Origin of the sequence: Vallitalea pronyensis, assembly GCF_018141445.1 — a bacterium.
GTDB classification, from domain to species: domain Bacteria; phylum Bacillota; class Clostridia; order Lachnospirales; family Vallitaleaceae; genus Vallitalea; species Vallitalea pronyensis.
Genome location: NZ_CP058649.1, coordinates 5,729,783 through 5,745,079 on the forward strand (window position 1 = coordinate 5,729,783; position 15,297 = coordinate 5,745,079).

A 15,297-nucleotide genomic window follows, 5' to 3' on the forward strand; every position below is an offset into this window, starting at 1 on the left:
ACTTGTTATAACATAAAAGAGGAGCAGTCATGGTTCATCATGATAGGCTCCTCTTTTTTTATATAAATTTACTATTCCCTATAAACTTCATCCTACTTATATCTGCAAGATTCTAATGCATGAATCGCCTTCTATAACATCATGGCTACGGTATAATGATCTTTTTTACCAATGTACCATCACCCTTTTTCTTGGAGTAGACGGTCATATCTCTATCCTCTAAACTCTTAATGGTTTTTTCATAGATATATTGATCTTCGCCTATGATGTCTTCGGATGTTTTTTCTTGATTTCTTTTAATGAGCTTTTCATATTCTATATATTCCAGCAAGGTATTATCGGAGGCTAGATTCACATCTTTTTCATCAATATCATAATAGTTCACTTCAAAATATGCATTATTTTCATGGCCGTTTGGCGCATATTTTTTACGTACAACATAGATAAGATTACTGTCCTCATCGACTTCCCTCTCAGTGGTTACAGAATTCGCATGATGTGTTGGTGATGCTTGACTCTCTTTTCCATTTGTAAGACATATTAAACTGACAACCATCATGACAATAACTGCAATAATGGTATACATTAACTTATTTTTTCGTTTACTGGCAATAAACTTAATACGTTTTTTAATTTCTTTTTCGCCGTTTTGAATGGATGTGGTACATGGGATAAATTTACTTTTACGTAATGCTGTTTTTAGAAGGACTTTTGCATAGAGTTTTCGATTACTCGTGATCTCCAACACCCGTTGATCACAGAGAAGTTCCATATCTCTCCTAATGGTAAACGTGGCAATCCACATGATGGGATTAAACCATTGCACGCATAGTAGAACGGTATTTAATAAATTATAAAACACATCCCCATATTTTACATGGCATAACTCATGAAAAAATATCTGACGCATTTCATCCATGGTATACCCCTCAGGTATCATAATCTTAGGTCTAAATATACCCGTCAACATAGGGGTAGGATATCCACTTAGTATCTCAATGTCTTTTGTTATATGTAACGTACTCTTACACCTCTTAAACAGCAGCTTGATGTCCTTATTTTCGCATGTTTTTAGTCGATTTACACGTATAAAAAATACCATATAAACAAGTATAAAATAAGATGCTGATAGTGCAACACCTATTAACCAAATCTTCATAATACGATCAAGCATGTTACTATTTAATGTAATGAACTGTTGCCCATTACCACTAGGACTATAATATATTTTAACGGATTCTTGTAAGCGATAGTCGTACTCTTTTACGATTGCTTGGTCAGATGAAGGTATATTCTTAAATAAGCTGGCATCACTTTCTGGGAGACTAGGAATCAATAATCGTATAAGCAGGATTGCCCATATATAAAACTGCCATTTAGGGGATAACTTATTTTTGAATATACGTTTTATGATAAGAAGGATAATAGCTGTTATACTACCTGTTATTGTCATATCCAGTAAAACATTCACCTATTATCACTCCCCATCAATTTTTTCTATGATATCCATAAGCTCCTTTTGTTCATCTTCTGATAGATTACTATCCATCACTAAAGTTGATACCATCATCGATATGGACCCATCAAACACTCTCGATAGAAATTTTTGAGCCTCTTGCTGTTTGCATTCTGACTCTTCAGCAATTGGGTAGTACTTAAAATTACCTGTGGTTTTATCAGCTGATACAGCTCCCTTTTTAACTAATCGGGACACCAATGTACGTATAGTAGAATAACTCCATTCGCTATCATCTAACAAAGCGGTAATTTCTTTTAGTGTGATATGCGGACGTTCCCATAACACCTTCATAACCATCCATTCGGATTCACTTAGTTTTTTCATGTATAACGCTCCTTTGGTGTTAATAAAATCATATACTATTAGTTTACGATTGTGGTCCCCTTTTGTCAAGAAAAGCCTGAGAAATTTTCAAAATTTTTATGCTTTTAACCAAATAGAGGGTTAATCCATGGATAGCAAAAGAACGTGTTTTACCTAGAAACCATTCTAAAAAACTATTTATGGACTAACCCTTGCATATTGATTGTCTTCTTATAACAACTATTATTGCTGATAATAAAACGACAGATCACTATAGACCCAAAAGCTTCTTAGCATTTTTATATAACATGTGATTCCTTGCTTCATCGTCATGTTCTGTTGCGATTAACACTCTAGAAAGTGTTATGGCTTGAGGAAGTGCAGGCCAATCAGACCCAAATATTAATCTTTCGTATCCCACCTCTTCCATTAAATAACGGATACTATCTGCTGATTGACACGATAATTCTGCGTAACTTCCAGGAAATGCTTTCATATATTTTGCCACAAGCTGATACTCAGCAATACCGCTATGACCAAACACAAACTTAAAATCATGTGGTAAATGTTTTAATAAATCGCCGAACAGTTCTACCCGTGTAGATTTTATTAACTTCCACATGGTATTGGATGTATTTTCCTGTTTGATATGGGTTAATGAACCGGTGTGTAATAAAACTGTAAAATCAACGCTGTAACAAGCTTTTAGCAATTGGATAAGCGGTTCAAAATCATCTTTAAGCTCCATATCGCTAATTTTGAGTTTCAGTCCTTTAAAGCCAAGTTTTTTGTATCGCTTAATTTTTTCTTCCATTTGAGGATCCTGAGGATGTACCGAGCAAAATGCTGTGAATCGCTCCGGAAATTCCTTTGCAAGCTTTAGAGCCTCCATGGAACGGTCACTTTTCTTTGTACTAAGAGGAAGGACCACGTTATGCTTAATGCTATTCTCCTGTTGTGACCGAAAACAATTCTCATAGGTTCCTCCATTGGCCATATCTTTAAAAATGCTATAGCCGTCAAGAGAAAACTTAATAACTGACCATATACCTTTACGTTTTTCATTCACATCAATCTTCGTCCAATAAGGCACGGATAAATCCATTTTTTCAATGGGTGGAAGAGTTTTATACGCCACCTTATTACCTTTTGTATTAGGATCAACAACTTTTAGAGGAAGTACGTTAGACATATGGGTATGAAAATCAATAATATCAAGCTTTCCATCATAGTCAATTATAAAATCCCCTTCATCATTTAACTTTAAATAGCGTTCTTGCTTAACAAATTCTTGCTTTGTCATATAAAGACCTCCATTCATGGTCAGCACCCTATTTACTTAAGTTACCCATGAGTACATTAAATATACGAATCACCACATCATGCATATTTTCATTTTCATCAAATTCAAAGTTCTCCAAATTCACTATACAAGTGGTAATGATATAGGCGGCCACCTTCACATCCAAATCCTCTTTTAATTCACCTTTTTGGATATAGGCCGTTAGCACTTTCTCAAGCAGTCGGTAGCTTTTGGGTATTTCATTTTTTAACACTTTTCTTCGGACTTCTTGAGGGCATTCGTTCATGAACTTATCCTTTAATTGAATAAGTACAAGATCTTCATCTTCAAACTCCGTCGCATCTTCCAACATTTTTAGTAAATACTCTCTAAAAGTTAAAGTATCTATATATTGCTCGGTTTTTTCTAATGTATCTTTTTTCCGATCACCAATCTGACTGAACGTATAGGTATACAAATCATCCTTATTTTCAAAATACTGATAAAAACTTCCTTTCGGTATTTCTGCACATCCTACAATACCATCAATGGTGACTTTGTTATAATGGCTTTTAGAAAACTCAAGAACTGCTGCATCAATAATACGTTGTCTTTTCTCTTCTGACAAATTAAAAAACGTATCTTTTGGCATATTTATCTCCCTCCAATTTTTAATGACGTTAAACGGATGTTTTGCTTAACGCCTTCACAATCCATCGTCTAATTTCAAGGACGTACAACACTGTTACCCACCAATAAACCACATTATTAAAACCTGTTGTTAACGCTTCTCCCTTACCCATCATGTAAAATTCAATGAGATGAATACTGCTGTAGATAACAAAAACCATTGTCAAGTAACGGGTTCTTTTATCCAGAGCTATGATGGCAAATATACCGATAACAATACCCACAATAACACCAAGGGATATGACATTCATATCATCGGTCATAAAATAGATGATGATGGATCCCCCTAGGTATAGGAAAAACCCTACAAAAAACATGGCTATTTTTTTCTTCTTTGTTGCATCAATGTCTAGATGCTTCGTAAAATAAACCCATGCAATAATTAAGAAAACAAACGTAAGGGACTTAATCGAACTCATCACCATAAGCAAATTATTACTTGTTGCTTCTTCAAGTCCAACTTCAATAACTTCTGGGTTGCCAATATAGTAGTATATGGCTATACAGAATGAAATAACCGCTGTTAAATAGGTGATTCCATAAAACAGCTGGAATTTCTTAAAATAGGGATTTACAGTTCTACCTGATTTAGAAAATCCCCAAAAAGCTATCATACTTCCTGTAAAAAACAAAAGAGCTTCTATGCTGATATCCACAAGACCTGTTTGGGTTGCTGATGATAGAATCCAATAACCGATACCTGCGATAACTGTTGCCATAACAACATCTTTCCAATAACTGTTATTTCTATTTTTCATTCTAACTGCCTCCTTTGCATATTACAATGTTTTTTATGGTTTTTTTTAAGTACAATGTAATGCTGAAGTAGACTCCCCCCTTTGTATGTCTTGATTACGTTTTAAAATCATTTGTGACTATTAGTCATATGACTTATGGTCATATTAACATGGTTTATTGTGATTGTCAATGCTGTGGTGGTATATTTTTTGATTTGTGGTGATTAAGTTATGGGATGGATGATGTGTTGTTGAGGGGGTTAAGAGTTTTGGGCTAATATAAGGGATTTCGTTATTATTGTTTTTATTTTAATTTTTGCTATGCTGCAAGATTTTATGTACTACTTGTTCAGTGTTGTTGTGTTTATGAGTTTAGGGCTATTATAAGGGGTATATGATAGGTTTAACTTGCCTTTCCTTGAGGTGCGAGCCGGTCTGCGTTAAACCTATCATATACCCCTTTGCTCTCATACGTGTTATGGTGATTAGTTTTTCTTTTGGGAAATGATATTTTTATTATTTGGAATTTTGTTATTACTGTTTTTGTTATATTCTATGCTACAAGATATATGTACTGCTTGTTGAGCGTTTTTAGATGTTATGAGTTTAGGGCTGGTACAAGGGGTATATAATGGGTTTAACTTGCCTTTCCTTGGGATGCGAGCCGGTCTGCGTTAAACCCATTATATACCCCTTTTCTCTCATGCGTGCTGTGTTGATTAGTTTCTCATTTGGGTAATGGTTATTTTATTATTTAGGATTTCATCTTACTGTTTGTGTTTTTTTAATTCTCCACTTTGTAACACTTGCAATATCAACTATGCATTAGCTTATAACAAAGGTAATATAGTTGATTCAGTGCTGACCTGCTTGCCCCTCAAGGAAAGGCAAGCTGAATCTAATATATTACCTTCTACTAGCCACCATTTCCCCTCTACAACATTCTTTTCTTACCCACAACGCACTACCCTAAAATCTTTTTCTCTCTATCTCTAACCACAACAAAGGGAATATAGTGGATTTTGCGCAGACCGGCTCGCTCCTCAAGGAAAGGCAAGCAAAATACACTATTTTCCCTTCCTATTAGCCCAAATCTCCCCACCACAACATGTCCTTTTAACCCACAACGCACTACCCTATAATCTCTTTCTTACTATCTCTAGCCACAACAAAGGGAATATAGTGGATTTTACGCTGACCGGCTCGCCCCCCAAGGAAAGGCAAGTAAAATACACTATTTTCCCTTTCTATTAGCCACCATCTCCCCTCTACAAAACGTTTTTCTGACCCACAACGCACTACCCCAAAATCTCTTTCTCTCTATCTTTAGCCACAACAAAGGGAACATAGTGGATTTTGCGCTGACCGGCTCGCCCCTCAAGGAAAGGCAAGCAATATACACTATGTTCCCTTTCTATTAGCCCCTATGTCCCCACCACAACATGTCCTCTTAACCCACAACGCTCTACCCAAAATCTCTTTCTCTCTATCTCCAGCCACAAAAAAAGAGCCGCCTCATGCACTAACACAAGACAACCCATCCTCTACTTACTTATAACCAACGCTTCCCCCTTATCATAAACCTTTAACGGCTCACCCTCTAACAACACAAAATGAACCCCATCACCATCCACCTTAACCCTAATCCTTCTATCCTTAAAAGTAATATGAAAACTGTAACTATCCCACTGTTGTGGTAAATGAGCATTAAAATGCAACTCCCCATCTACTTCACGCATGCCACCAAAACCAAAAACTATCGACAACCATGTACCTGCCATATTCGCAGTATGCACACCTGCTGTTGTATTATGATGCATGTCATCAATATCTGTCCTGGCTGAATGGATAAAATAATCATACCCTTTATCATAATAACCTAACTCATTAGCCATGATACTGAAAATACATGTGGATAATGAAGAATCATGGGTTGTAATCTTTTCGTAGTAATCATAATCGCGTTTCTTCTGTTCCTGATCAAACTGATGACCTAATAAAAATTCAAGAAGAATTAAATCAGCCTGTTTACAAACCTGAGCACGATAAATATTCAAAGGATGATAATGCATAAGAATTGGTCGTTTATCTTTGCTTCTTTCAAAATCCCAAAGTGGTTTTTGGAAAAAACTATCATCCTGTGGGTACAATTTACGCTTGTGGTCATAGGGTACATACATCTTCTTAGAAGCTTTATCAAAATCTTGTAATTCTTGTGAGTCTAAACCAATCTTATCCACTAATGCTTGATACTCTTTAGGGTACTTTTTCTCGATCTGCTTAGCAGCTTCATAAGCATTCCTAAGGTTATGTGCTGCCATGAGATTGGTATAGACATTGTTATTAACCACTGCTGTGTATTCATCTGGTCCTGTTACACAACATATATGAAATGCTTCTTGGTCATTGTAATGTCCAATCTGTAACCATAATCTTGCTGTCTCAATCAGCATCTCAAGCCCTGCTTCCACAAGAAAAGCTTCATCATTGGTTGCTTCCACATACTTACAGACGGTATATGCAATATCCGCATTAATATGGTATTGAGCTGTACCTGCTGGATAATACGCTGAACATTCCTCACCATTAATGGTACGCCATGGGTATAAAGCACCTTTTTTATATTGCATGTCTTCACGTCTTTTTCTAGCTGCATCTAATAGATGGTATCGGTATTCCACCAGTTTTTTGGCTATATTCGGGTTGGTGTAGATAAAGAAAGGCAGTATGTAGATCTCCGTATCCCAGAAATAATGCCCTTCATAGCCTTCTCCTGTCAAGCCTTTTGCCGCTATGTTGGTATAACCATCACGACCAACGGATTGCAGCAAATGAAACATGTTAAACCGTATACCTTGTAATGTGGCATCATCACCTTTAATTTCAACATCTGCATGCTCCCAAAATGAATGGAGATACGCTTTTTGCTTCACAACATAGGCATGGTAACCTAGGTTGTAAGCTTCTTCTATACACTTTTTTGATGCACTATCCATCTGTTCATGTTGAGTATTCTCGTAAGTATGATAGGTGACATATTTTTCCAAGGTGATTGCCTTGTTGTTTGTGGCTGCTAGGGTATAGTGATGTGCAATGAACTTATCTTTTTGCTCTAGGGTACGTTGTATCTGCCCATCATATATCAAACGATGCTTCATTAAAGTGATTAATCCAAGTTCAGATGATTTTGTTTTTGAAACAAGTTCACCTAGCTCATGGGTAATCTGCGTTTTAACGACCCTTAGTTCATCGCCCTGAAACTCTACGCCAATTCTTGGGTCGTCAGCTTTGGTAATATTGGTTACGTCACCATCTAAAGATGAAACCAATGTGATATCGCCGTCAAAGTTAAGAGGTGTTAAGGTGAGTTTATTTAACATCAGGTGCTTGTTATCCAAACTCAGCAACCTTTCACTACGGTACGCCACCGTATACCCTTTAGAGGAAGTCCACTTAAATGAACGTATAAGTATCCCTTCCCTAAAGTTAATATGGCGTTCATAATCGTCAATGGTACCTGTGGCCAAATCCAGTTTTTCACCTTGGATGAAGATAGCCGTTCGTTTACCATCTGTTACATTGAGCATGGCATGACTTCGATGAGGGTACCCGTTGTACTTTTCACCATAGGTTAAATCATAATAATCATAAAAACCATTGATAAACGTGCCATCATGACCACCAAATGACGTACCTTCCTCGAAATTGCCTCTTGTTCCAATATACCCGTTACCTAGGGCAAATAAGGTCTCATGTAACGGATAGTTGTTGGGGTCTAAAGCATCTTCCTTAATCCCCCAGACATCTATGTTATGCATGTTGCTTCACTTCCTATCATTCATTAAGCTTCCTACTATGTGACATGCTATCCTTACTTGATAGCTCCAGCTGTTACCCCTTTTATAATGTGCTTTTGCGCAAGCATATAGAAGATAATAACAGGGATAATGGTTAATACTAGACCTGCCATGGCTAAATTCCATTGGATGGTAAACTCCCCAAAGAAATAGAACGTTGATAGGGGTATGGTTCTAAGTCCCTTATCAGATAAGACAAGTGATGGGAGTAAGAAGTCATTCCATATCCATATCAAGTCAAGAATAATAACCGTAACCGTTGTTGGTTTCAGCACTGGAAAAATAATCTTCCAGAATGTTTTCCATTTATTACAGCCGTCAATGGTGGCTGCTTCCTCAAGAGAAGTCGGAATACTCTTAATGAAGCCATGGAATAGGAAAACGGCCATACTGGAACCAAATCCCACATACATATAAATCAGGCCAAATCGTGTATTTAACATACTTAGGAACGTATTGTTGGTCACAAACCCCATGACCTGCATGAGTGGCATCATAACCGCTTGAAAAGGAATAAGCATGGTTGCAATAAATGTAAAGAAGATAACTTTACTGATCACATGCTTTGTACGAACGAGCATCCATGCTGTCATGGATGACAAAACCACAATAATACCAATACTGATAACCGTTACAAAAAGTGAATTCATAAATGCATTCAGATAACTCATCTTACTCATGGCTGTTCTAAAATACTCAAAACTAATTGTACTGGGTAGACTTAATACACTTTCATACATTTCAGCTCGATTCTTAAAGGCATTAACAACCATAATGTATACGGGTGATAGGTAAATAATACCTACGATAACAGCCAAGATTTCAATGATTATTTTTTTTGTTTTACCCATTACATTTCCACCTCCCTTTTCTTACTAAAATAAACTTGAACCAATGTGATCAAAGCAACAAAGAAAAAGAAGACAACAGCCTTGGACTGGCCATAGCCAAAGTTTTTATAACTAAAAATCTCATTATAAACGTTCATGGCGAACATTTCTGTGGAATTAAAGGGTCCCCCTTGGGTTAAGGATAGGTTAACATCGTATATCTTAAAAGAGTTGGATAGGCTTAAAAACAAACTAATGGTAAAAGCTGGTGCAAGCAGTGGGAACATGATGGCTTTTAACCGTTGGAAATAGCCTGCGCCATCTACTTTAGCTGCTTCAAGTAATTCACCAGGAATGCTCTGGATACCTGTGATGTAGATAATCATAATGTACCCTGCCATCTGCCAAGTACTTACCACCACAATGGCTAATAGAGCAAATCGCTCATCTAACACCCAGTTGAAAAATACGGCATCAAATCCAGTCACTTCACCAATCTGTTTAAACACTTCCATGAATATAAAGCGCCAGATAAATCCTAAAATAAGACCACCGATTAAGTTGGGCATAAAGAACATGGTTCTTAAGGTATTTTTAACCCTTAACTTCTGGGTCACTAACAATGCTAAAGCTAGACCTAATACATTAATAATCAAACCTGCTATCAACGTATAGATAATGGTCAGCCATATGGAATCGCCTAATCGGGTATCTGAAAACATCTTGATATAATTGCCAAACCCAACAAACTTCTTTTCATGGAGTACAATGCCATCCCATTCAAAAAAAGAATAGAATATACCCATAATAAAAGGAATAACAACAACTGTTAGGAAGATAAATATCGTTGGGAATGTAAAAATAGCAAACCACATCTTTTTATTACTTTTTTTCATGATTTCCTCCTTTATTACATTGCTCTAAACGTCTCTTATATCATAATACAACTCTATAGCAGTCATATCTAGCCCATATCGGTTAAACCATTACCTTCGGCATACCAGTTTCATCCCTGCCTATGCCTTCTCACCATGCTATACAAGCTCTATTACAATATTCTGGTTGAAAAAGCCTAAGCCCTTTCAACCAGTCATCTGCCATACGCTATTTATGATACATCATAGAATAAATTATTGTGCTGCTTTTTCCCAAGCTGCATCTAACATGTTTAACAGCTCACTGCCTGTCATGTCCTTATCGGAAAAGAACTTCTGAGTTGCTGGGAAGAAGTCATTGTTAATGACACCATCTGGCCATAAGCTAAACATCCAAGGTAATGTTTTACCTTCAGCGGTATAATGAGCCACATCTTTACCTAATGGATCAAGTGAATCTGTCTTCATATTGGTCATCGCTGGAATAAAACCAAACGCGTCTATAATATAAGAAATACCTTCTTCACTTGTAAATAACCAGTTAAGGAAAGCAAGCCCTGCCTCAATTTCTTCATCTGAAGCACCTGCATTCACACCCCATGAGTTAGGAATACCAACGCTAATCTTATCATTGCCTTTTACTGGCATGGGTAAGATACCCATTTCAAAATCAACATTATAATCAGTAAACATAACATATGCCCAGTTTCCTTGATGAATCATGGCTGTCTTAGCTGTTGCAAAATCACCTGTTTGCACATCATATTGTACTTCTAGAGGATTCGTTCCTTCAGCTCGAATCACTTCCATGAAGGTAGCCCATTCTTCAAAAACTGGATCCTCACTCATTTTTTTACTGCCATCGTTCAAGCTTGCAATGAATCCCTCTGGGTCATCTTGAAGTGCAAAAGGTACATTGAGAATATGCGCAATCAAGAAATAGGATTCACTGGATAAACTAACTGGTTGCACACCTGATTCTTTTAAGGCTTTAACAGTGCTTTCAAATGAAGCAAAATCTGTCATCTGTGAAGCATCCACTAATGATTTGTTATACACAAAACCATAACCTTCTACGCCATAGGGTACCCCAATTAATTTACCATCTTTGCTCTTAACTTCCATACCAGGTGCAATATGTTTCACGAAATCTTCATTGGAAAGATCATACAGGTAACCACTAATACTCTCTGCGGTAGTACCTACACCAGGAGAAAGAATGGTTGGTCCTTGACCAGCACCAAGCTTTGTCTGAAGCTGTGTTGCATAATCATCACCTGATGTACCCCATACTTCTACTTTCACGCCATCGGTCATATCCGTATACTCTTTGGCTAATTTTTCAAGCTGTTCCGTAATCTCCACCTTTGATTGGAAAACTGTTATGGTAACATCTTTATCTTTTTTAGACTGACAACCTATCATCGTTGTGGATAGAACTGCTACTACTAATAACAATACACTGATTTTTTTTATCATCTTTTGCCCTCCTATAAAACGTTTTACTATTTATATAGAAATCTTATCACTTGTAAAAGGGAATGTCAACTATTTTTTTATATATTTTCACTAATAGTATAGTAAAATTCATTTCTTTTTTGTGCTTTATACATGTATTTCCAGATTTACCTATGACATTATTCGATTTTTATTTACATCTTTGTAAAACGTTTTATAAGCTAGGTAAATTTTTTTACCTGGTTGTTTGACGCCACTTTGTTTGGGCAATGATTTTATTTGGTACCACATGCCTTTCACCATCCAGGACACGAAACAGAATGGTTGCTGCATAGATGCCCCATTCATACTTGGGAACGGATATGGTTGTGATATGGGGTTCTAATATACTTGATAACTCAATATCATCAAAACCTACAACACTGACATCCTCTGGGATATTTATACCCATTTCCTTGAAAGCCTTGACAACACCTATCGCCATGTCATCATTAGCACATATGACCACTTCTGGTATATCTTTGCTGATCATCATAAGTCTTGCTGCTTGATAGCCACTAATTTCTGTAAAATCACCATGATAATAATGTTTTTGTAAAAAAGTAATGTTGTGATCTCTTAAGGTATCACGCATACCTTCAAACCGTTCAATATTATCCTGTGTACTTTCAATGCCGGATACGTAGGAGAACTTTTTGTAGCCCTTCATAATAAGCTCTTTTACAAGTTGCTCCATGGCCAGATAATTATTGACCACCACAGGATAGATATGTTGACCTTTTAATTCACGGTCTAGTAAAACAATGGGTAAATCTTTACTTGCTGTTGATAAAATCAATTCATCGGATACATTTTTGTCATTGACCAATGCCCCATCAACAAAACCATTACGTAAGAACTTTTCAATGGAATGATGAGCACAGATGATTAAATCATACCCATGATTAATGACACAATCATTGATGCCTTTGATGATTTGGAAATAAAAATTTCGGTCAAATTGACTAAAACAAAAGGCAATTGTTTTTGTCTTTTTTACTTTCAGATTTCTTGCCATGGTGTTGGGATAATAATTCATGTCGTTGGCTATGTCAATAATTCGCTGCCGTGTTTCCTCACTTACATTAGCTCTGCCGTTTAAAGCATTAGAAACCGTTGATATGGACACCTTGGCTTTTTTTGCCACATCTTTGATACTTACCATATGGGGTCACCTTCATTTATCTTTCTAGTGGGCAATTGCTCCATATAAAAACATGCGCCAATTACCTCATTGCATAATTGTAGCATGTTTTCTATGGCTATGTCGATATAAAAATTTTTACCTATTTTAATTTCACTTTGTTTCGACCACTTCGTTTGGCTTCATACATGGCTTGGTCTGCTCGCTTAAGGATATCTTCAAGTTCTTGGTCATCTTCTGTCATCCAAGTTAAGCCGATACTCACATTGATATTAATATTGCCACATTCTGTGATAATATCCATTTCCGATATTTGTTTTCTAAGTCTCTCTGCTGCCAGAAGCGCTGCCTCTTTATCAATATCCAGAATAACAGCAGCAAATTCTTCACCACCAAGACGTCCAAAGATAGCATGTTCACCTAAGGAATGGACACTTAATTTCGCCATGTTTTCGAGAACAATATCCCCTACATGATGACCATAATTATCATTGACACTTTTAAAATAATCAATATCAATCATGAAGAAATTATATGGTCTGTTTTCCAATTTAGCTACATGAAACTTATCCAATGCGAGTTCCATAAAGTAGCCTCGGTTATTAGAGCCTGTAAGTGCATCGGTTCTTGCTTGGTTGCGGAGCGTATTTTCTAATAATTTATGGGATACACCTTCTTTAATGATGATACCTAATAGCAATAGCCCAGCAACAAAGAATATCACCCAGATAAGTCTCAAAAAATTATAAAGACCATCTGTAAATTCATGCTTGTCAATTAATTGAATAATACCCCAGTTATTTATTTCCAATTGATTATAGTAAACAAAATAGGGTTTTCCTTCATGGGTAATTTGCTGAAGTCTCTTTGGATATTTCCGTTTATGATCAACTTTCTCCATTAAAGACTTTTGAAAGTCATCATCCCATGACCCTGCTGGTGAGTAAATGTAATCATTGCCATAATTGACTAAGAAATTAATACCGTTTTCCCCTAAAACATAACTCTGCATGATCTCTGGTAGATTGATTAATTTCATATCTATACCAATAAACCCAATAATTTTTTCACCATCTCTTATGGTCTTAACAGCTGATAATACCTGCTGGTGTGAGCCGTAATCGTTGTAAGGCTCTGTTAAGACTGTATCCTTGGAGTTAAGGGCTTCCTCTCGCCAAGGTCTTGTTTTTATATCATATGTACTCAAATCGTTGTAGCTATTATAACCAAAATAAAAATTAGCTTCTTCATGTGCAATCCATAAATAGGATGATGCATACTTATTAGAAGCTGCTATTTTTTTTAGCATCCGCTGAATTTTTTTATACAGGGGGTGTTGGTACATGTCTTCTCTTGTTTTAACCTCTTGTAAATAAACGGTGATATCCTCATTGAATGCTAATAGGTCTACCGTTAATCGATTATGATCAAAATAATCAAAAATAGCATGATTAACAAGCTGTGATTGTAATGCTATTTCTTTAGATAAGTTGGTTTCGAATTTTTCATATGTTCTTTGATACATGATAATAGAAGAGATAACAAATACAACAAATATGAGTATTAAGCTTCGTAAAACCACTTTTATGTTGACATGACTTCTAATTTTCTTGGGCATATTCACCACTCCCCAACTAGTCGTTTTATACTACCCCTTATAGGTCTATAGAATCATAAGCATACTATATTTTAACATAATTAAACAGTTTTCTCAACCTTTAACAGGTAATAACACCCATTATTTTACAAGTCTAAGGGGAATATGTATCTTATTTCTCATATAAAATCCATGATAAAAAAAGATATTTTTTTATTTTTTTTACTTTTTTGGTTGACATATCGTAATATTTGAATATAATGTTATATAGATATTTATAATGCATCTTGAAACTTTTTATTCAACGTAAAAAGTTGTCAAGAAATAAAGTCGTCAAGGAGTGTTATTATGAAAAAAAATCATCGGAAAAGCCATATGGGCTGGAGTTATATCATTATCATTACTTTTTTTATACTTGGTATCATTGACCTTCGATTTGGTATTCTTGGAACCGTATGTATGGGCGCCCCTATCTATCATGCCCTTCGTGGTAGAGGTAAAGTCCATTGTTCAAAATATTGCCCAAGAGGTTCATTTTTAGGTAAATTCTTAGCTAAAATATCATTAGGTCATACTTTACCCAAATGGCTACGAACAAAAAAAGCTAAAAATATTATCCTAGCGATTATGTTAACGGTATTTACATCGGTTTTAACCTATGCTATCGTCAGCCATGGTTTTCATTTTTCCGTTATAGCTAAGGTTTTCTACCGCTTTATGCTATCATCCTTTATTGTAGGTGTTGTCATCGGTGTCGTTTTCAAACCCAGAAGCTGGTGCCAGATATGCCCTATGGGCCATGGTTCGGGATTAATTAAACAAGCTCAAGATAAGAAGAATAAGGAACAGGCATTAAAACTAAAAGGTGTGAAGACCGTATGTGATGCAAGTCAATAGCTATAAGCAGTGAAACGCATTACTTTAAAAATAAACCATACTATATGTATAAGAGATAACCTTATAGGA

12 protein-coding genes are annotated in these 15,297 nt (G+C 36.1%); 1 reads left to right on the forward strand and 11 read right to left on the reverse strand.

All coding sequences use genetic code 11. The annotated features are described in order from the left end of the window. Positions 1–145: 145 nt before the first annotated feature. The 11 genes from HZI73_RS23935 to HZI73_RS23985 form a co-directional block, all read right to left on the reverse strand. Positions 146–1,471, reverse strand: a complete 1,326-nt coding sequence (locus HZI73_RS23935) for a M56 family metallopeptidase (RefSeq protein WP_212695852.1) — start codon at positions 1,469–1,471, stop codon at positions 146–148. A gap of 6 nt (positions 1,472–1,477) precedes the next feature. Beyond that, complete coding sequence (locus tag HZI73_RS23940; RefSeq protein WP_212695853.1) at positions 1,478–1,843, reverse strand: BlaI/MecI/CopY family transcriptional regulator; 366 nt, start codon at positions 1,841–1,843, stop codon at positions 1,478–1,480. Positions 1,844–2,093: 250 nt separating this feature from the next. Next, the gene (locus HZI73_RS23945) at positions 2,094–3,125 is read right to left on the reverse strand and encodes an amidohydrolase family protein (protein ID WP_212695854.1); all 1,032 of its coding nucleotides are present in this window, start codon (positions 3,123–3,125) and stop codon (positions 2,094–2,096) included. 28 nt (positions 3,126–3,153) lie between these two features. After that, positions 3,154–3,756, reverse strand: coding sequence for a TetR/AcrR family transcriptional regulator (locus tag HZI73_RS23950; protein ID WP_212695855.1), 603 nt, complete (start codon positions 3,754–3,756; stop codon positions 3,154–3,156). Between the two features lie 28 nt (positions 3,757–3,784). Further along, complete coding sequence (locus HZI73_RS23955) at positions 3,785–4,552, reverse strand: hypothetical protein (RefSeq protein WP_212695856.1); 768 nt, start codon at positions 4,550–4,552, stop codon at positions 3,785–3,787. A 1,523-nt stretch (positions 4,553–6,075) separates the two neighbouring features. Continuing rightward, a complete protein-coding gene (locus HZI73_RS23960; protein ID WP_212695857.1) occupies positions 6,076–8,349 on the reverse strand; it encodes a glycoside hydrolase family 65 protein in 2,274 nt (757 codons plus the stop codon). Positions 8,350–8,402: 53 nt separating this feature from the next. Further along, on the reverse strand, positions 8,403–9,239 hold the full coding sequence (locus HZI73_RS23965) for a carbohydrate ABC transporter permease (RefSeq protein WP_212695858.1): 837 nt from the start codon (positions 9,237–9,239) through the stop codon (positions 8,403–8,405). Next, positions 9,239–10,114, reverse strand: coding sequence for a carbohydrate ABC transporter permease (locus tag HZI73_RS23970; RefSeq protein ID WP_212695859.1), 876 nt, complete (start codon positions 10,112–10,114; stop codon positions 9,239–9,241). Before HZI73_RS23970 ends, HZI73_RS23965 begins: the two co-directional genes overlap by 1 nt. 234 nt (positions 10,115–10,348) lie before the next feature. Then, positions 10,349–11,572: an ABC transporter substrate-binding protein gene (locus tag HZI73_RS23975; RefSeq protein ID WP_212695860.1), complete on the reverse strand. Its 1,224-nt coding sequence runs from the start codon at positions 11,570–11,572 to the stop codon at positions 10,349–10,351. 214 nt (positions 11,573–11,786) lie between these two features. Continuing rightward, entirely contained in the window at positions 11,787–12,755 is a 969-nt protein-coding gene (locus HZI73_RS23980) for a LacI family DNA-binding transcriptional regulator (RefSeq protein ID WP_212695861.1), read from the reverse strand. Positions 12,756–12,876: 121 nt separating this feature from the next. Further along, the gene (locus tag HZI73_RS23985) at positions 12,877–14,352 is read right to left on the reverse strand and encodes a sensor domain-containing diguanylate cyclase (protein WP_212695862.1); all 1,476 of its coding nucleotides are present in this window, start codon (positions 14,350–14,352) and stop codon (positions 12,877–12,879) included. 327 nt (positions 14,353–14,679) lie between these two features. Between HZI73_RS23985 and HZI73_RS23990 the strand changes: the two genes are divergently transcribed. Further along, a complete protein-coding gene (locus tag HZI73_RS23990) occupies positions 14,680–15,228 on the forward strand; it encodes a 4Fe-4S binding protein (RefSeq protein WP_212695863.1) in 549 nt (182 codons plus the stop codon). The last annotated feature ends 69 nt before the right edge of the window (positions 15,229–15,297 follow it).

Bases quoted from the DNA above. Each gene is read 5' to 3' on its own strand.
- HZI73_RS23940 (WP_212695853.1), bottom strand. From the start codon at position 1,843: ATGAAAAAACTAAGTGAATCCGAATGGATGGTTATGAAGGTGTTATGG.
- HZI73_RS23945 (WP_212695854.1), bottom strand. From the start codon at position 3,125: ATGACAAAGCAAGAATTTGTTAAGCAAGAACGCTATTTAAAGTTAAAT.
- HZI73_RS23950 (WP_212695855.1), bottom strand. From the start codon at position 3,756: ATGCCAAAAGATACGTTTTTTAATTTGTCAGAAGAGAAAAGACAACGT.
- HZI73_RS23955 (WP_212695856.1), bottom strand. From the start codon at position 4,552: ATGAAAAATAGAAATAACAGTTATTGGAAAGATGTTGTTATGGCAACA.
- HZI73_RS23960 (WP_212695857.1), bottom strand. From the start codon at position 8,349: ATGCATAACATAGATGTCTGGGGGATTAAGGAAGATGCTTTAGACCCC.
- HZI73_RS23965 (WP_212695858.1), bottom strand. From the start codon at position 9,239: ATGGGTAAAACAAAAAAAATAATCATTGAAATCTTGGCTGTTATCGTA.
- HZI73_RS23970 (WP_212695859.1), bottom strand. From the start codon at position 10,114: ATGAAAAAAAGTAATAAAAAGATGTGGTTTGCTATTTTTACATTCCCA.
- HZI73_RS23975 (WP_212695860.1), bottom strand. From the start codon at position 11,572: ATGATAAAAAAAATCAGTGTATTGTTATTAGTAGTAGCAGTTCTATCC.
- HZI73_RS23980 (WP_212695861.1), bottom strand. From the start codon at position 12,755: ATGGTAAGTATCAAAGATGTGGCAAAAAAAGCCAAGGTGTCCATATCA.
- HZI73_RS23985 (WP_212695862.1), bottom strand. From the start codon at position 14,352: ATGCCCAAGAAAATTAGAAGTCATGTCAACATAAAAGTGGTTTTACGA.
- HZI73_RS23990 (WP_212695863.1), top strand. From the start codon at position 14,680: ATGAAAAAAAATCATCGGAAAAGCCATATGGGCTGGAGTTATATCATT.